The organism is Guptibacillus hwajinpoensis, assembly GCF_020524165.1.
GTDB lineage: Bacteria > Bacillota > Bacilli > Bacillales > Guptibacillaceae > Guptibacillus > Guptibacillus hwajinpoensis_D.
Genome location: NZ_JAIVKU010000005.1, coordinates 170,495 through 187,238 on the forward strand (window position 1 = coordinate 170,495; position 16,744 = coordinate 187,238).

21 protein-coding genes are annotated in these 16,744 nt (G+C 39.3%); 6 read left to right on the plus strand and 15 right to left on the minus strand.

Annotated features, from left to right (window positions below):
• Window positions 1-92: 92 nt before the first annotated feature.
• The 4 genes from LC090_RS13815 to LC090_RS13830 all read left to right on the plus strand — a co-directional run bounded on the left by LC090_RS13815 (window position 93) and on the right by LC090_RS13830 (window position 1,480).
• Window positions 93-287, plus strand: a complete 195-nt coding sequence (locus LC090_RS13815; RefSeq protein WP_226658616.1) for a hypothetical protein — start codon at window positions 93-95, stop codon at window positions 285-287.
• Window positions 288-397: 110 nt separating this feature from the next.
• A complete protein-coding gene (locus LC090_RS13820) occupies window positions 398-619 on the plus strand; it encodes a spore coat associated protein CotJA (protein ID WP_226658617.1) in 222 nt (73 codons plus the stop codon).
• 3 nt (window positions 620-622) lie between these two features.
• A complete protein-coding gene (locus tag LC090_RS13825) occupies window positions 623-889 on the plus strand; it encodes a spore coat protein CotJB (protein ID WP_226658618.1) in 267 nt (88 codons plus the stop codon).
• Between the two features lie 21 nt (window positions 890-910).
• Complete coding sequence (locus LC090_RS13830; protein WP_224595129.1) at window positions 911-1,480, plus strand: manganese catalase family protein; 570 nt, start codon at window positions 911-913, stop codon at window positions 1,478-1,480.
• A 710-nt stretch (window positions 1,481-2,190) separates the two neighbouring features.
• Here LC090_RS13830 and LC090_RS13835 read toward each other — a convergent pair.
• The 5 genes from LC090_RS13835 to LC090_RS13855 all read right to left on the minus strand — a co-directional run bounded on the left by LC090_RS13835 (window position 2,191) and on the right by LC090_RS13855 (window position 6,091).
• On the minus strand, window positions 2,191-2,817 hold the full coding sequence (locus tag LC090_RS13835; protein WP_226658619.1) for a TVP38/TMEM64 family protein: 627 nt from the start codon (window positions 2,815-2,817) through the stop codon (window positions 2,191-2,193).
• Window positions 2,818-2,918: 101 nt separating this feature from the next.
• A complete protein-coding gene (locus LC090_RS13840; RefSeq protein ID WP_226658620.1) occupies window positions 2,919-3,374 on the minus strand; it encodes a pyridoxamine 5'-phosphate oxidase family protein in 456 nt (151 codons plus the stop codon).
• 228 nt (window positions 3,375-3,602) lie between these two features.
• Window positions 3,603-5,006 (minus strand): hypothetical protein, encoded by a 1,404-nt coding sequence (locus LC090_RS13845; RefSeq protein ID WP_226658621.1) that lies wholly within the window; start codon window positions 5,004-5,006, stop codon window positions 3,603-3,605.
• 119 nt (window positions 5,007-5,125) lie between these two features.
• Window positions 5,126-5,647 carry a hypothetical protein gene (locus LC090_RS13850; RefSeq protein ID WP_226658622.1) on the minus strand — a complete coding sequence of 174 codons (522 nt, stop codon included), beginning with the start codon at window positions 5,645-5,647 and terminating at the stop codon, window positions 5,126-5,128.
• Window positions 5,648-5,872: 225 nt separating this feature from the next.
• A complete protein-coding gene (locus LC090_RS13855; RefSeq protein ID WP_226658623.1) occupies window positions 5,873-6,091 on the minus strand; it encodes a hypothetical protein in 219 nt (72 codons plus the stop codon).
• A gap of 167 nt (window positions 6,092-6,258) precedes the next feature.
• Here LC090_RS13855 and LC090_RS13860 point away from each other — a divergent pair, with 167 nt between their 5' ends.
• Window positions 6,259-6,705, plus strand: coding sequence for a protease complex subunit PrcB family protein (locus LC090_RS13860; protein WP_226658624.1), 447 nt, complete (start codon window positions 6,259-6,261; stop codon window positions 6,703-6,705).
• A 216-nt stretch (window positions 6,706-6,921) separates the two neighbouring features.
• Window positions 6,922-7,683 carry a DUF3891 family protein gene (locus tag LC090_RS13865; protein WP_226658625.1) on the plus strand — a complete coding sequence of 254 codons (762 nt, stop codon included), beginning with the start codon at window positions 6,922-6,924 and terminating at the stop codon, window positions 7,681-7,683.
• A gap of 334 nt (window positions 7,684-8,017) precedes the next feature.
• On the opposite strand, the gene LC090_RS13870 is transcribed toward LC090_RS13865, so the two are convergent.
• From LC090_RS13870 to LC090_RS13915, 10 genes are all read right to left on the minus strand, one after another.
• Window positions 8,018-9,880 carry a PAS domain S-box protein gene (locus LC090_RS13870; protein ID WP_226658626.1) on the minus strand — a complete coding sequence of 621 codons (1,863 nt, stop codon included), beginning with the start codon at window positions 9,878-9,880 and terminating at the stop codon, window positions 8,018-8,020.
• A 122-nt stretch (window positions 9,881-10,002) separates the two neighbouring features.
• Window positions 10,003-10,242, minus strand: coding sequence for a hypothetical protein (locus LC090_RS13875; RefSeq protein ID WP_226658627.1), 240 nt, complete (start codon window positions 10,240-10,242; stop codon window positions 10,003-10,005).
• 52 nt (window positions 10,243-10,294) lie between these two features.
• Window positions 10,295-10,450, minus strand: coding sequence for an aspartyl-phosphate phosphatase Spo0E family protein (locus LC090_RS13880; RefSeq protein ID WP_226658628.1), 156 nt, complete (start codon window positions 10,448-10,450; stop codon window positions 10,295-10,297).
• 250 nt (window positions 10,451-10,700) lie between these two features.
• Complete coding sequence (locus tag LC090_RS13885; protein WP_226658629.1) at window positions 10,701-11,186, minus strand: GNAT family N-acetyltransferase; 486 nt, start codon at window positions 11,184-11,186, stop codon at window positions 10,701-10,703.
• Complete coding sequence (locus LC090_RS13890; RefSeq protein WP_226658630.1) at window positions 11,186-11,821, minus strand: HD domain-containing protein; 636 nt, start codon at window positions 11,819-11,821, stop codon at window positions 11,186-11,188. The genes LC090_RS13885 and LC090_RS13890 overlap by 1 nt, the downstream gene beginning before the upstream one ends.
• Before the next feature lie 87 nt (window positions 11,822-11,908).
• Entirely contained in the window at window positions 11,909-12,628 is a 720-nt protein-coding gene (locus tag LC090_RS13895; RefSeq protein ID WP_226658631.1) for a SurA N-terminal domain-containing protein, read from the minus strand.
• Window positions 12,629-12,837: 209 nt separating this feature from the next.
• Window positions 12,838-13,515 carry an amino acid ABC transporter permease gene (locus LC090_RS13900; protein WP_226658632.1) on the minus strand — a complete coding sequence of 226 codons (678 nt, stop codon included), beginning with the start codon at window positions 13,513-13,515 and terminating at the stop codon, window positions 12,838-12,840.
• Window positions 13,516-13,531: 16 nt separating this feature from the next.
• The gene (locus tag LC090_RS13905) at window positions 13,532-14,398 is read right to left on the minus strand and encodes a transporter substrate-binding domain-containing protein (RefSeq protein ID WP_226658633.1); all 867 of its coding nucleotides are present in this window, start codon (window positions 14,396-14,398) and stop codon (window positions 13,532-13,534) included.
• A 155-nt stretch (window positions 14,399-14,553) separates the two neighbouring features.
• Window positions 14,554-14,808, minus strand: coding sequence for a hypothetical protein (locus LC090_RS13910; RefSeq protein ID WP_226658634.1), 255 nt, complete (start codon window positions 14,806-14,808; stop codon window positions 14,554-14,556).
• Between the two features lie 70 nt (window positions 14,809-14,878).
• Window positions 14,879-16,720, minus strand: coding sequence for an LTA synthase family protein (locus LC090_RS13915; protein WP_226658635.1), 1,842 nt, complete (start codon window positions 16,718-16,720; stop codon window positions 14,879-14,881).
• Window positions 16,721-16,744: the final 24 nt, after the last annotated feature.

Below are 16,744 nucleotides of genomic sequence, written 5' to 3' on the forward strand. Positions count from 1 at the left end.
CATTTAATCCCAAATTGAACACTCTATGGTTTCCTCCCTTATGCGCTCGGGTATAGTACTTATAAGAATGATTTGATAAAGGAGTTTTCATAATGGAAAAAGAATTTGAGACGTTTAAATGGGAATTAAACCGACTAACCCGAGACATGACCGAGTTTGTTCATAGTTATGAAAAATTAGATGATGGTCAGAAGCGCAGTGTTGCAGCAGACTTCCCTTTCAAATCAGATCTTCACGATTTAAAAAACATGCTGGCAACATGGAACAATACCGTTAATAAAATGTAAAGCATAGAAGCACTTCCATTGTTGGAAGTGCTTCTTTATTTGGCATTCATGTTTTCTTATTTCGTTCATACATCTTAAGAGTAGAGATTTGTATAGAAGGAGGTCAAGAAATGCATACAAACCGGAAATTTTACGAGCCATATGTTAGTCCGTTTGATCCATGTCCTCCGATTCGTGTGAAATCTTACTCGACTCCACCAAACCTGTATATGGGATTTCAACCGCCAGGTCTTGAACAATACACTGCTCGCGCAGCCCTACAGAAAGGGACGCTCTGGAAAGCCTTCTATGATCCTTATCCTTATCCTTATCCTTCAAAGCGGGAGGAATAACTCATGTCTCAAAAACAATTGCCAAAAGAGTATTATGAACTATTAGAAGAGCTTCAGGCTGTTGATTTTGTTCTAGTAGAATTAACGCTCTACCTTGATACTCACCCTAATGATTTTGAAGCCATTCAACAATTCAATGAGTATGCAAAAATGAAAAAGCAACTAAAAAAGCGTTATGAAAAAGAATACGGTCCGTTACAACAATATGGCAACAGTTATTCTAACTATCCATGGGATTGGAAAGATGCCCCATGGCCGTGGCAAGTCTAACTCCGAAAGGGTGAACGCTATATGTGGATCTATGAAAAAAAATTACAATACCCCGTTAAAGTAAGCACCTGTAATCCCATGCTAGCAAAGTTTTTAATTGAGCAGTATGGGGGAGCTGATGGGGAGCTGGCTGCAGCTCTCCGCTACCTGAACCAGCGCTATACCATCCCAGATAAAGTGGTCGGATTATTAACCGATATCGGAACAGAAGAATTTGCTCACCTAGAAATGATTGCCACAATGGTATACAAATTAACAAAAGATGCAACAGCTGATCAAATGAAAGAAGCTGGACTCGGTGCCCATTACGCCAATCACGACAGTGCCCTCTTCTATTCCAACGCTGCAGGCGTTCCATGGACAGCAAGTTACATCGCCGCTAAAGGGGATCCCATCGCTGACCTGTACGAAGACATCGCCGCAGAAGAAAAAGCAAGAGCCACCTACCAATGGATCATCGACCTCTCAGACGACCCTGACCTAAACGACTCCCTCGCCTTCCTAAGAGAACGCGAAATCATCCACTCCCAACGCTTCCGAGAAGCCGTTGAAATACTTAAAGAAGAAAGAGATAAAAAAAGGATATTTTAATTCGAAAAGCGGAAGCGCCCGTTTAGACACGACAGGCACTGGAACCCTATAACTTGAACACGGTTTTTGTGTTCGAGTTATAGGGTGAAGTAACCGAGTGTCTGGGCGCTGTAGCTGGATCTTGAAAAGCGGAAGCGCCCGTTTAGAAACGGAGATATTGGAACTCTTGAACGAGAACACGCCCTTTGTGTTCTGGTGAAAGAGTGAAATATCGCAGTTTCTGCGAGTCGCAGCTGGATTTAAAGAAAAGCGAAAGTGGGCGGTTAGGGTCGACAAGCGCTGGAGCCTTATCAAAAGAACACGGTCTTTGTGTTCATTTGAAAAGGTGAAGCGATCGAGACCCTGCCCACTGCAGCTGGACATTAAAAGCGAAAGTGGGCGGTTAGACACGGCAGGCACTGGAACCTTTTCATTTGAACACGCTTTTTGTGTTCGGATGAAAAGGTGAAGTGACCGAGTGTCTGCCCACTATAGCTGGATCAAAAAAAGCGGAGACGAGCGTTTAGAAACGGAGATATTGGAACTCTTGAACGAGAACACGCCCTTTGTGTTCTGGTGAAAGAGTGAAATATCGCAGTTTCTGCGAGTCGCAGCTGGATTTAAAGAAAAGCGAAGTCGAGCGTTTAGAAACGAAGATATCAACCTTCTTGAACATATCTCTTTCACAGTCTACACACAAAAGCCATGCCGGTTTCGGCATGGCTTTCCTTTTATCTAGCCTGATCCTCAGTACGATGCTTCCGAGGACGCTGATTTAGTTTCACTTCAATCAATTTACCCGCCCCCCAAAGAAGGACGATCGCAACAAGAATAAGAATCATCTGCAGGGGTTGATGAATTAACGCAAATACATCATGCCCTATAAAAGAAACGATTAAGATCATCACCATTTTCCCAAGTAAAACAGCTAGGACAAAGCTACGAATACTCATATTGGAGAGACCTGCCACCACATTAATTAAAGCTGAGGGTGTAAATGGAAAGCATAGAAGGAGAAACACCATTCCAAATCCATGTCGCTCGATCCATCGTAGTGTTTTTTCGATTTTTGCGTGTTTTGTTACAACTCGCATAAAGCGCTGCCTTGCAAGCCGCCTGACCACCATAAAAACAATCAGAGCACCAAGAGATGCACCGAGCCATGAAAGCAAAGAACCATACCAAAATCCATACGCTGCCGCATTCCCTGCTACGAATAGAAACAGCGGCAAGATTGGAATCACCGCTTCAAGCATAGGAAGCAGAATTCCTGGCAGTGGTCCAAGCGCCCGATATTGCCCCAGCCATTGTTTGATTGTTTCTTCGTTTAAAAAGTCTTTAATCATTTCCCACTCCATATGGGAATCAACCTCGTTTCCTGGTGCATACGTCAGAGCGACAGCACAAGATGCTTATTCTTTCATTAAATCACAAAAAATTGCGATAAGAAAGTCTGACGCTATTTCAATAACGCCTCATACACTTCTCTATCCAATTCTTCTGCTTTCTTTTGGTTATATGTTTTCTCATATTGGGGTTCTGCCGTAATTTTCGCTCCCCAAAACATCGTTTCCATCACTTGGTCAATATTCACATTTATTTTCGCAAGCTTTAATGAAACACCTTTCATGGCTTCTTCAAGGATGGAGGCATTTCCGTGAATGGAATACACGGTTTCCAATCCAATGATTGTTAATACAACATTCGCATTCTCTCTTACATTTTGAATCGTACGTGAGTTGGATGTAACTGAAAAACGAATGTTGCTCTTATCCAAGCATTTCACCCATGATATGGCAGATACGTTTGGAGTCTTGCTTTCATGGTCAATTGTTGAAAGCATGACAAGCTTTTCCCCTTCAAAAAAGGATACAAGATCCTCATTAAGCTCCGTCAAAATCCCTTTCTTCGCCAAATGCCTCATCCTTTCACTTTCTATAATCGAGTATCTCCTAAAAGGTTACCACGAATTCCGCATAATGGAAACGCTTCACCCTTTCATCTCATTTTCATGTATTGAATCAAAAAAAACCGTACTCACGTGAGTACGGTTAACAGGGGGAAAATCACTTTCAAACTACTTAGGGGGTTTGATAAAGAATATTCCCGATTCAATAAAAACCAAACTACAAATTTGAATTTGCTATTTATTTTTTTCTCTTCGTTCAAGAGATCCTTTTAAATCAACATCTACTGATTCGAAATGTGGCAAGTTTGATAAGGTGATAACTGCAGGCACTCCTGAAGAAAAATGTTCATAATCAAAATCAACCCGAAACTCTTTTGGTACATCTCCAACAGTCGTTTGATAGATCAGAACATCGTTTTTATTTTTATCTTGTACCCCTAATAAAACAGGCTTTTGTTCTTCAAAAAACGCTCGCTCCTCTTCTGGTATAGAACTTAAACGATCTTTATAAGCCTGTTTACTTTCTATGTAAAACTGATTCAACAATTGAGGTGGATCCCCTTTCTTTGCATCAATTGAAATGACAAGCTGGTGACCGACGCCCTTATCTTCAGTATGAATGGAATACGTTAGCCCACTGTATTCTCCTAGACGAATCTTTTTATTCTTTTTCATCTCTCCCCAATCCGTATTCGTAATCTCCTTCCGAATGACACCATCTTTATTGAAAATAACTTCATTTACTTTGTAAGAAAATTTCTCTTGTAACGAACGAAACGGTTCAAGTGCTACATAAGTTCCTCGATCGTCTTTCAATAAAGTACGTTCAAACGAATAAAAATCTTCTTCGGTCGCATTTTTCATCACAACTCGAGTACGTGGGTTATTCATGCCTTCGATGTACAACTTATTTGAATTGAGGCCAGCTTCTAAACGAGTGAAAATAAAATTTCCTTCTTCTGTATGTACACGCTGATTCAAATCCGCTTCAGCATAAATATGTTTTGAGTAATCACTACTCAAATCGAGTTCTTGATTATCGAGCTTCACCTTCTCATCGTTAACCTGTACAACAAGATTTTCAAGGATAACTGATTTAGCATCTGGAAATTGATCAAATTCTTCAATAAATTCAACTTCCTCACGATTCGGGTAAAGGATGTCCGCGCGGTAAAGACGATGCTCAATCACCGATGGCTTTCCACCTGACTCGCTAGAGATTTGTTGTTGATTCACCAAATACGATTGATCTGTGTTTCCTTTAAAACGTAATGAGCCAATTTGCAGCGTTGGTAAATTATACGGTTCATCCTTTTCCTTCATGGAGAAGGAGTAGGTAACATAAACCGCCCCATAATGAACAACCATCACATCATGAATCACAAGGTCCCGGCCAGCAGCGAGAAGCGGGATGCGGTGTTGGTTATTTTTCAGTGCTCCTATCTCCTTAGCTAACTGTAGCTGTGGGATTCTATTACTCATAGACTTTTCCCAGGCACTAACTGATTCATACACGTCAAACATTGAATCATTCACTTTAAAATTCGGTTCTCCATTTTGGAATTGATTAAAGATGATAAGAAACAATGCGAATGATACGAAAATTCCAATAATTTTATAGAGATTCAGCTTCTTCACAAAAACCTCCCATTTGCGTCATATACTTCTATTCTATCAGTTTCTTTCTTTATGTTTAACCCGGTACTAAAGCAGCGATGCTAAAAAAACTCCCTAATTGGGAGTTTTTTTAGCATTCTTTATGGGGTAATCTCAACAGGTATGCGAAATAAGAAACTCTCTTCCTTGTTGTTCATTATGATGGGAACCTTCACTTCAATTTGGTAAGCACCTGAATCAAGGGAGTCAGTCTTTAATGACTTTCCTTCGATAATCTCATCTTTAGATACCTTTTCTTGAACGGTAGGATCTGAAGACGCATAAGGGATGACAATTTCGTCTGTCTCTTGTTCTGTAATCTGGTAATCTAACATACTATTCTCGACTACCTCTATTTCCGTCTCTTCTTCCCCTTCATATTTAATTTTAGCTGTGAGAGTGATTGTACCATTTTCAGCAAGCTTACTATTGACAAGCGCGCCTACAGGAACTTTCGGCTGCGTTTCGGAACGCGAAACAACGTCACGCTGATTCTCACTAAGTAAGTATTCACTCGTATTCATTTTGCGATCGCTAAACAGTACGTTGACAGCGCCTACAATAATAAAGGCTATAAAAAATAGGATGATCAACTTAGAGCGATCCAACTTCCAATTCTTCATGACGACATCCTTCCATGCTTCACTCAATGCCCCTATTATATCATTTCCCTATCCGAACATAACAAAAAAATCTGTAGGGAAGAGAAACATTTGGTACACTTACACTAAACACTTTGAAAGGATGTCTTAAGATGGAAGTTATCATCGATATACTCTATGGAGTCGGCATCGTATTTCTACTCATTTTCGGATTGTATTTCGTTGATCGCTTTCGAAAATAAAGCGTTAAGCGTTCGGTCCTGCTTTATACACAACGGATGGGGACGGATCAATAACTGATGCGTCATATTCTTCCTTCACTACGCCTTTTGGCATATCCTTTATCACTCGAACGAGCTCTTCTTCATCAGGGTTATACCCCTTGCCCGATAAGTATTCCATAATCTCTCTTGTTGTTACTGGTTCTTCAACGTTTTTTAAAAAGCTTAAAATTTCTTTTTGCATCTCGATTCTCCTTTCGTTACGCCATTTACTCTCAATTAGTCATTACCCTATGTATCGAATTTGTAATCGTTTAATCGCCCTACTCTTTCCAAGCTTATTGAAATTCGCTAAACTTGAGATAATCATCTTCCTAGTAGGAAGGTTTACGAGCAGAAAGGGGTAGGAAGTTGCGTTCAATACTTTTACTATTATCAGTTGTCTTTATGATTTTGGCAGGCTGTGGAAATAACGCCTCAGAGTCAGAAAACGAGTCAAGTGGGGGCGAGAAAATGAAAGAAAAAATCGCTTTTGAAACTGTGGAGATGCAAAACGCGCCAAAAGATATTCAAGCAACTGTTCAACAAAAATGGTTAGAAAAATCGACCTTTACGGTGCCCTCTGATGAGGATCTTTATATTATTATTACTCGTGGCGAGATGCCAACGGGTGGATATTCAGTTCATATTGAAAGTATTGAAAAAATCGATGAGGAACTTGTTGTCTCCTATTATTATACCGATCCAAAAAAAGATGACATGGTGACACAAGCGATTACAAAACCAATTGTCATAGCGAAAGTAGATATGACAAATGCCCGTGTTAATTTTAAAGAAATTCAAAAAAGCGCTCCTTAACGGAATCGCTTTTTTGTTACAGTTCGCGTGATAGCGCTTCCACCGCTTGTCGAGGGTAAGCGGTCAAATAAGCTTTTGATTTGGCTAGCTTCTTTGACCACCCTCTCGATCGCTTCACCTCTCAATCTGAACATAAACACCGTGTTCATTTTGAGAGCTTCCACCGCTTGTCGAGGGTAAGCGGTCAAATAAGCTTTTCTTGAAAGGATTGATTTGATGATTGTTTATGAGGAAAAAGGATGTTTTGTCATGATTACTCAGCATGATCATGCGCTTTTGTCGGGGCTTTTTGCATCAGCATTACGCGAAGACTATTGGCCAGACTCGCTTTATCGTGAAGATGTTTTGCATGCGATTCGCTATCATGACTGTGGGTGGGTTCCGCTTGATGACGTACCGTTTTGGAATGATCGTCTTAAGACTCCTTATTCCTTTCTAGATTTCCCGCTCGCTCCTAAGTTAACTTTTTATAAGAAAGGAATAGACGAAGTTAGTAAAAAAACAACTTATGGCGGTTTTCTTTGTAGCAAACATTATCAATCGTTCTTTAACGGCGCTAACTCTGACCTCGCTAAAGCATTCTATAAAGAAGAGACCAGAAGACAAAATCACCTTAGTGAAAGCTTTGATCTTTCTGAATCACTTCTTACATTTCATTATCAATTACTACAATTTTGTGATGACTTGTCCTTATATGCCTGCTTTCAAGAACCCGGAGTGTCAAAAGAGGATGAGGTTTCATGGTTTAAAAGAGGGTTTCCGCAATCCTTCTACTTTCAAACCAAAGAGAATCCCATCCTAACTCATTGGCAATCTGAGAAAATCATTTATATCTCCTACCCATTATTTAAGGAAAAGCATCCTTTTCACGTTCAACTGAAGCGGGTTCCGAAAGAGTTAGTCTTCTCAGAGGGAATTGCTAAAGCATATCAAATAACTCCATTTGAGCTTCGAAGTTTTTACTTTAGTCATAGCTAAGCTACCTTTCAAACGATAAGGCTCCTCAAAAAAGAACTTTCTTTTAAAGAAAGTTCTTTTTTGGAGAAATCCACATTGTCGTATAATACGTTAAAATAACATCGAAAAAATACAAAATAAAGTCCCTAGGCCCGCAAGCGAATAATTAAATAGGCGATTGTTTTCTGACCAATTCTTTTCAGCGTTGAATTTTTCAAAGGCAAGCATACGATAACTCGTCTCGCTTCTCATTCTCAACACGTCCCTTATTTGATTAGTCTAACGGTTCCTTTCCATAATTGTAAGCGCTTACTTAATTAAAGTAAAGCGTTTCTAAAAGAAAAAAAGCGCTAGATCAGCGCAATTCATTGGAAAGCAGATGGGGGAGTTTTATCGTTACAACGGTGCCTTCTCCGTCTTTGCTATCGATTAATAAGGTGCCCTGATGATTTTGGACAATTCTTCGACAAATCATCAATCCAAGACCATTCCCCTTTTTTTTCGTTGTGTAAAAAGGCTCACCTAAATGGCTTAGCCGGTGATCAGGAATGCCTTCCCCATTATCTCTTACTTCAATAATGACTTCATCCTGAATCGGAAAAAGGGAAAGAATAATTTCTCCGCCTTCTGGCATCGCTTCAATCGAATTTTTAAGAACGTTAATCAGAACCTGTTTGATCTGATTTTCATTACAAGAAATGTCAGGAATGTTTTCAATGACTCTCGTCACAATTTGAACATTATTCAACGTTGCCTGCGTTTCAATTAGGGTAAGAACATTTTGAATCAAATCTTGTAGATTCGCTTTTTCATGAGTTAGTGCCTGAGGTCGTGCAAGGACCATAAATTCATTCACAATCATGTTAATACGATCTAATTCATCTAGCATAATGCTAATAAACTCCTGGTCACTGTCGCTATCCAGGCGGGATTTCAAAATTTGTGTAAAGCCTTTAAGAGAAGTTAACGGATTGCGAATCTCATGAGCCACGCCAGCAGCAAGCTCACCAATAACCGATAATTTATCGGATGTTCTCAATAATTCTTCTGCGCGCTTGCGGTCTGTAATATCTTTTCGAATGTAAACATATTGATATGGCAGTCCGTTATCTCCAATGAATGGCACAATCGTTGTATCCACCCAAAAATCGTTTCCATTTTTCGTTTTGTTGTTGATTTCACCTTTCCATACTGCACCGGATTGAATTTGCATATCCATTTCATCAAAAAACGACTGTGGATGATACCCCGAATCTAAAATCATGTGCGATTGACCGAGGAGTTCGTCTTCTGTGTACTCTGTAATCTCACAAAATTTATCATTTACAGATGAAATGATACCAGAATCATCCGTGACAGAAACAAGAGCACTCTCATCAAGCGCATATTTTAAATCTTTTAACTGCTTTAACGTGCGTTGAAGCTCACGTTCTGCTCGCTTCTTCTCGGTAATATCTCTTGAAACGACAACGATCATTCGCTCTCCACTAATTCCGTATGGAATAGATGTGGCTCTGTCTTCTAGCGTAATCCAGCTGCCATTACGATGCCTCCTTCGAAATTCCGCAACAGCTGGCTCATCTTTCGTGCTATGTAGCAAATGAACGCCTGTATCCTGGTCATCCGGATGAATGTCTTCATAAAACGATTGGCCAGTGTACGTTTCAGTTGGAAATCCAAGAATGGCCTCATGGGACGGAGAAGCATAGGTAATGACACCACTCTCCACTTTTACCAGTCTTATTAATTCTGACGTATGCTCAGCAATCAGTCGATACTTTTCCTGACTTTCTCTAAGAGCAATCGCAGCTGCCCTTTCTTCTGTAATATCTCGAACAAGCGTAAATACACCGCTCACTTCATGATCAATGTAAACAGGGATATTGATTAATTCAACGTCGAAAGGTTCTTGATCTGGGGTAAGGAAAACCGTTTTAAAATGTGTCACTTTTCCTTTAAGCGTTTCATAAAAAAAGTGATTCACTTCATCATGTTCGGAAGATAAAATAAAATTTGTGTAATGCTTTTTATTAATTTTAACATTGTGATGACGTGACAATCGATCACCATAATGATTAATATTTTGAATCAACCCGTTATGATCTAGAAGATACATCATACCTGGATAGTGAGCAAATAGAGATTTGTACGTTTGATAATTTATGTGAAGTTCTTGAAGCTGTTGTTTATCTATAAGAACATCTTGTGAATGTTTCACTAAAAGTCCCCCCACGTACACAGGATAAATTCCATAGTATGTAGTTTTTCTCTTTCAAAGCAAATGATTCCTGCTTCTATCTACATTAAGTTCTAAATTCCCACAAAAAAAAAGCCGCATTCCTAACGGCTTTCGCACTGATCGATCGGACCCACTTCATCTTGCCACGCTTCTTCATTTCGAAGCGCATACAGAATCCAGTCATCGTTCCCATTATAGTCAGAGTCATTCCACTCACGGAAATGGACGACGGATTGGAAGATTTCTCCCTGGATTGATTCAATCAATTGATTGCGTTTAGGATGCTCTTCTATCCAATCAAACAACTCTTTTGTGAGAATTGCTCTAAGATCAAACTTCATACGGTTTCCTCCTTTATTTTACCCCACAGGAAGAAAAGATTAGAATTAAGTTTCACAATATTTCTTCATTATGTTGTTTCGTCTGCATTAATGCATTCAATAATCGGTCCAATTCCTGACTACAGCGAATAGTTCTCTCTGATGCAAAGCCGTAACGTCCCGCCATATCGAACATTTCTTTCCGCTTTTTTTCAATTGCATCATACATGCATCATTCCTCCTCACGGCAATACATTATCATTATGCCCAAATCTCAGAGGAATCAAAACGCATTCGACTAAACTTCCTACAGTCTGTCAGAAATAGTATGAATAAGACAAGTTATACCACTGAATCCGATCCGATTTAGTTGCCTGGCTCTGAATATGAAACCTTCCTCCTGTTCTTTCTTGCTTGTATACTTCTCTTATTCCCGCTTTTGCATTGTTTAATCAGCCGTACGTCTTATTCATCCCTTTCTATTCAATTTCATACCTTTTTACCATAATTTCAAAAGTTGTCGAACCATTTGTAGTTGTCCTGATAAAAGATCGTACATAGGAAAATCCAGCTCGTTCATACACTTTTATTGCTCGTTTATTAAAGGAAGCTACCGATAGACGGACGTTCTTTTGATCATACGTTTTGTATGCATAATCCAAACCTGCCTGAACAAAGCGTAGTCCCATTCCTTTCCCTGTATACTTTGGATGGAGTCCCAACCCTAAGTCAAGCATAGGATCTGCATAAGCATTCACATTATGACCTGCAGGAACCCGAGCTGATTTTCCAAAACAAAAATAGCCGATTAACTCTTCATTTTCTGTAACAAAAGCATAGGAGCCATTCATGAGCTCAGAGAATACGTCCGGATCTCCTTCTAGACTATACAATGAATAGGGCTCCTCATATTGCCACGTTTGAATTCTTCTTGCTACTTCTTCTGTCATTGGCTGAATGACCATTACTTAGACCCCTCCCACTCTCCATGGAATTGAGTTAGAAATGATGCCAAAAAGGCATGGCGCTCTTCAGCAATCTCTAATCCTGTTCTCGTATTCATTAAATCTTTCAACTTCAATAGCTTTTCATAAAAATGATTAATCGCCGTTGACTGGTCATGACGATAAGCGCTTGATGACATGTGCTTTCGCGGCTGAATCGATGGATCATAGATTAAATCGCCTTTGGAACCGGCATAGACAAACGTACGGGCAATTCCAATAGCTCCTATAGCATCCAGGCGATCAGCATCTTGCACAACTTTTGCTTCAAGTGTTCGAACTGGCGGACGGTTTCCTCCCTTAAAGGACATAGTTGTAATGATTTCCAGTATGTGATCTCGGTCTGCTTTATGTAAAGGTAAAAGCAACTGCTCTACTTCTTCCAAACCTGCCTTTTCGGATGAAGCGACTTTATCATCAGCAAGATCATGAACAAGAGCGGCAACTTCACAAATAAAGAGATTTGCCTTTTCTTCTTTTGCTATTCGACGAGCTTGCTTTACGACTCGTTCGATGTGATACCAATCATGCCCGCTTCCTTCCCTTTCTAACTTTTGCTTAACATAAGACTGTATTTCGTTGACAACCTGATTCATTCTATTCTCTCTCCTTGCCTTTTCCTCGTGAAATTTACTTGTTTTGTATGCTCGTTTACCATAGAAAAAGGCCAGCTCGGTGCTGACCTATAAGTTCTCTTTTACTTCGGCTTTTTTCATCAGTTCAGCTTTCATTTCCTGAACCTTTTCCTGCGTTTTCTTTTCTACTAAATAATCTTTAATTCGATCCTTCATTTCATCAAATGAAGGTGGATTTTCAGCATCTTTCGAGAATTGCTCGTCATAAAATGCCTGTACTTCTTTTTCGGATACATCAGGAGTGCCGATTTTTTCTTTTACAAATTTATCGACAACTACAATGTCCGCGTACTGGCTTTCGAGTTGTTCAAGCGTCATCCCCTGGCCTTCTAGCGCCTTCTTAAGCTCATCTTCTCCATCAAACTGAGCTTTAATTTGCTCAAGCTCTGTTTCCACTTCCTTATCGGATGCTTTGAAACCTTCTTCCTTCGCTTTTTGAAGTAAAAGTTCCTGTCCGATTAAATTATCCATCACCTCTTGCTCAATCGATTTCGCTACTTCAGAATCTGATGGGTCTTCCCCACTCATTGTATAGCGAAGCTGAGTTTGCACGAGCATCGAATTATAATCTTTTCCTTTAATCTCCTTATCATTAACAGTTGCGACGACTTTGTCTTCTTCCACCTTCATCGCTTCTAGTTCTTTTTGCGTTTCCATAGTTGCTGAATCTTCAGAAGCAGCTTCTTCGTTCGTTGCCTCATTATTATTACTACAAGCAGCAAGTAATAGAACCCCAACAATTAGTAATAAACTAAGATATTTTCTCATGCAATAGATGAACTCCCTTCAAATATGACGAATCGTCTATGTTGCTTATTGTACATAGTATAACATTCTTAAAAAAACTTCATGAAGAATATGGGATATTTTTGTTTTTTTATGACGGTTCCCGATTTGATGAAGGTTCCTTCAATGCAAAGAAAACCTATGCCCCCAATTCAGTAATAAAAGAAAAAACCCTGGAAAGAACTCCAGGGTTAATGTAAATAATGATATCTTTTTTCTAGTCGCTCCTGGAAAAAGGAGACACAAACGCATACTCCCCAATAAATAAGAGCGACGAGAATATACATTGTCATAAAATCAAACTCTCTACCTCCAACAATCTTCGCATGATGGAGCAGTTCTGGAACGGTAATCACTGCTGCTAAAGAAGATGCTTTGATTAGGTCGAGCATGACGTTCGAAAGCGGTGGTATTGCGATTCGTGTTGCTTGTGGCAGAACCACTTCTCTCATCGTTGTCCAATAAGTCATGCCAAGAGCGGTCGAAGCTTCCCATTGGCCTTTTTCAACTGATGACAGAGCCGAGCGCTGAATTTCTGCAATATAAGCGGCGCTATTTAAGCTAAACCCAATTAACGCACACGTTAACGCCGAGAATTGAATCCCTACAACCGGCAAACCAAAATAAAGAATATATAGAAAAACAAGAATTGGCGTTCCTCTCATAAAGGAAATATAAAGGCGCGCTGGCCATCTGAGCGCTTTCCATTTGGACATTCTACCAAGAGCGAGAAATAATCCCATAACCATACCAATAAACATTCCAACAAAAGCAATTAACAATGTTAATCCAAGGCCTTGAATCACATAGGGAAATGACTTTAACGCAAGACCCGCATCAAATAAATACTCCCAGTGTATTTCCCCCACTTGTTACAACTCCCACTTATTCTTCAATATCAAGATCTGGCTTAACAGATACATCCGCTCCATTGAAGAACTTCTCAGATAGTTCTTTCATCGTGCCATCTTCTTTCATTTCTTTCAACGTTTCATTTACTTTTGTTTCTAGTTCTCCACTACCCTTTTTCATCACAATGTGCTGATTATTTGGGTAGTACTCAATATCAGGATGAATCGTAATATTTAAGTCTGGAAAAGCAGCAAGAGCTAGCGTTTGGAGATAATAATCATTTAAGATAATATCCGTTCTTCCATTCGATACATCGCGCAAATACTGTTCGTTCGTTGCATTATCATAAATCTTCTCTTCAGCCCCATGCTCCCGGGCAACCTTCATGTAAACTGTGGTAGAAGCACCAGCCGCAATTTTTCCTTCAAGATCATCAAGAGATTCAATACCAGAAAGGTCGTCTTTTCTTACAATCGCTGTGCCATAAGAATACTTAACAGGTTCTGAGAAAGTGAATTTTTCTTTTCTTTCTTCTGTTGAAGTAATATCATTAGCAGCAAGGTCCACTTTATCGGAATTAATGCTCGTTAACATGCCGTCAAAGCCCATTTCTTCAAATTCAACGTCAAGATCTAGCCGCTTTGCCATTTCTCTCACAACTTCTACTTCATATCCCGTTACTTCATCGGAACCTTCTTCATAATAGGAAGTAGGGTAAAGCGTTCCTGAGGTTGCAACAACAAGCTTCCCTTCATCCTGTATTTTCTCCCAAGTCGTTGCCTCTTTTTCCTTCTCACTATTGGCTTCGTTCGATTCGTTTCCATTCGAACAAGCGCTTATAACAAAAACAACCAGTCCCATTAGAAGAACAGGAGCCAGTCGTTTTATTAAATTCGTCATTCATTTCACTCTCCTTTAATCTAGTAAACAGCAAAAGCTTATCACTATATGACAATGTATTGCAACTGTTACATCACACTCTTTAAAATGCAAACTATTCCTATTTTTCGTTCAACCGCAGAAATATTGTAAGAGAAAAGAAAACACTCCTACTGCTAGGAGTGTTTTAACTGTTCGTCTATTTTTTCATGAAGGTATGAGGTTGCCTGATCAAGGTGCTTAATGGCTTCTTCGGGAAATTTATCAACTTCCCTCGCTCTCTTTACATGGCCATATAACACAAGATCCTGTGAATTCATCACAATATCAAGCACTTCTCTTCCGACTTCGTCTTTTTTCTGATCCATATGAATCGCCGTTTTGTATTCTCTCACAACTTCAGTTAATATTTGCAATCTCTCTAAGTCCATCTATTCTCATCCCTTTGCAAGATTTATCCATGAAAAGCGTACCATGAATGGATCAGAAAGAACAACATAACTAGTTAATAAATCGCAATAAATCACCATAAATTACCTGATCTGAAAAGTCGAGTTCATCTTGAACATCACCAAAATAACGGCCGCATTTGTTCCGATTCGTTTTTGAGCCTGTCTCCTTGTTATAACACGTATTTTTCGCATAGATCAGATTCTTTGTGACAAAGCTTCCATCACGAAAGATAACAAGGTCTTTACGTTTTTTCGAGAAGAGACTCGTGCCGAAATTTAAACTTGTACTCTCTTTAACACCTAAAAGTTCTAAAATGGTTGGTTTTAAATCCACTTGTCCACCAACCGTATTAATGACTTTTCCATCTTCTCCAGGTATATGAATGATAAGCGGAACTTTTTGGAGATTAACGTGTTCAACTGGCCCAATTTCTTCACCAAGATAATTTCCGAGGGCGGTATCGTACGTTTCAGATAGGCCATAATGATCACCATATAGAACAAAAATGGAGTCTTCATATAAACCAGCGGCTTTCATTTCTTCAAAAAAGGTTTTAATGGCTTCATCCTCGTAACGGACAGTTGCAAAATAGCGATTCACAACTTCTTCTTCTGTTTCTGGTATGGAAATCATCGTGTCTTCTTCCTCTAATAAATACGGAAAATGGTTTGTGAGTGTTAAGAATTTCGCCGAATAAGGCTGATCCAACTCTTTTAAGTAGGGAATGGACTGTTTAAAAAATGGAATGTCCTTCAACCCATAATTAATGGAATTTTTATCACTCACATCAAAATCTTTTTTAGAATAAAAGCGATCATAACCGAGCGTCTCATACATCTCGGCACGGTTCCAAAACTCACGATCATTGCCGTGAAATGATGTTGTTGTATACCCTTCTTGATTTAATGCCTCGGGAAGTGAGAAAAATTCGTTCTGCGGCTTTCTTACAAAAACAGAACCACCAGAAAGTGGGTATAAACTATTATCAATCATAAACTCCGCGTCGGAAGTTTTACCCTGTGCTGTCTGATGATAAAAATTCGGAAAGAAAAAACTATCTTCTTTTAACTTATTTAAAAAAGGAGTTGCCTCTTCGCCATCAATACTCTCATTAAGCATAAAAGCCTGTGTCGATTCAAGCGAAATAATAATAAGATTCTTACCCTTTGCCATTCCCTCATAAGGGGATGGTTCAACTTTCTTTTCTTCTACATACGATTCGATTTCAGATAGCTCCGTATCATCAGCAAATGCGCTATTAATTGATGTAAAAGAATTAAATCCTATGTCATAGATATGATACGTATAAGCTCCGAGCGATTTCACAAAAAGTTCTCGGTCATAAGACTTTTCAAATAAAAGAGGATGCATGATCAGTGCCAAAACCGCTGTACAGAGGAGTACGCCCACGCTACTGACAGCCGTTCTTTTTTTAAGTTTCTTAGAAAGGGCTACTTTATGTAGTCCTTTCCGCTTTAACAGCCAGAATAAAACGATCGAATCAAAAACAATGAATGGATCATATAAGTTCAATAACTCGACTGTACTTTGTCCAAGTCCTCCTACATTTCCAAACTGAAAAAGAACAGGTACTGTTACAAAATCTATGTAAAAACGATAATATAAAATATTGCAATAAAGAAGTGCAGACAAAATAAAATAAACTGCTAGCATCAGGCCTGGTTTTGACTGCTTCCTAAAAAGACCGATACCTAGCAGTAATGCGATTGATCCGATTGAATTAATCATGAGGAATAACTCTTCCCCTATACCATTTAACGAAAAAGTAAATTCAAAACGATAAACAAGGTAAGTTTTTAGGGCGAGTAACGCTACCAACAAAAAGTAAAAACGCCACACTGCCTTCTCTTCTTTTCTCTCTACATCCATGAATTATGCACCCCTCATATCTCC

What these genes read in the sequence shown, in the direction of transcription:
- LC090_RS13820 (WP_226658617.1), top strand. Translation starts at nt 398, where the DNA reads ATGCATACAAACCGGAAATTTTACGAGCCATATGTTAGTCCGTTTGAT.
- LC090_RS13855 (WP_226658623.1), bottom strand. Translation starts at nt 6,091, where the DNA reads ATGCAAAAAGAAATTTTAAGCTTTTTAAAAAACGTTGAAGAACCAGTA.
- LC090_RS13850 (WP_226658622.1), bottom strand. Translation starts at nt 5,647, where the DNA reads ATGAAGAATTGGAAGTTGGATCGCTCTAAGTTGATCATCCTATTTTTT.
- LC090_RS13905 (WP_226658633.1), bottom strand. Translation starts at nt 14,398, where the DNA reads ATGACGAATTTAATAAAACGACTGGCTCCTGTTCTTCTAATGGGACTG.
- LC090_RS13825 (WP_226658618.1), top strand. Translation starts at nt 623, where the DNA reads ATGTCTCAAAAACAATTGCCAAAAGAGTATTATGAACTATTAGAAGAG.
- LC090_RS13830 (WP_224595129.1), top strand. Translation starts at nt 911, where the DNA reads ATGTGGATCTATGAAAAAAAATTACAATACCCCGTTAAAGTAAGCACC.
- LC090_RS13815 (WP_226658616.1), top strand. Translation starts at nt 93, where the DNA reads ATGGAAAAAGAATTTGAGACGTTTAAATGGGAATTAAACCGACTAACC.
- LC090_RS13890 (WP_226658630.1), bottom strand. Translation starts at nt 11,821, where the DNA reads ATGAATCAGGTTGTCAACGAAATACAGTCTTATGTTAAGCAAAAGTTA.
- LC090_RS13865 (WP_226658625.1), top strand. Translation starts at nt 6,922, where the DNA reads ATGATTGTTTATGAGGAAAAAGGATGTTTTGTCATGATTACTCAGCAT.
- LC090_RS13875 (WP_226658627.1), bottom strand. Translation starts at nt 10,242, where the DNA reads ATGAAGTTTGATCTTAGAGCAATTCTCACAAAAGAGTTGTTTGATTGG.
- LC090_RS13880 (WP_226658628.1), bottom strand. Translation starts at nt 10,450, where the DNA reads ATGTATGATGCAATTGAAAAAAAGCGGAAAGAAATGTTCGATATGGCG.
- LC090_RS13895 (WP_226658631.1), bottom strand. Translation starts at nt 12,628, where the DNA reads ATGAGAAAATATCTTAGTTTATTACTAATTGTTGGGGTTCTATTACTT.
- LC090_RS13835 (WP_226658619.1), bottom strand. Translation starts at nt 2,817, where the DNA reads ATGGAGTGGGAAATGATTAAAGACTTTTTAAACGAAGAAACAATCAAA.
- LC090_RS13885 (WP_226658629.1), bottom strand. Translation starts at nt 11,186, where the DNA reads ATGGTCATTCAGCCAATGACAGAAGAAGTAGCAAGAAGAATTCAAACG.
- LC090_RS13915 (WP_226658635.1), bottom strand. Translation starts at nt 16,720, where the DNA reads ATGGATGTAGAGAGAAAAGAAGAGAAGGCAGTGTGGCGTTTTTACTTT.
- LC090_RS13910 (WP_226658634.1), bottom strand. Translation starts at nt 14,808, where the DNA reads ATGGACTTAGAGAGATTGCAAATATTAACTGAAGTTGTGAGAGAATAC.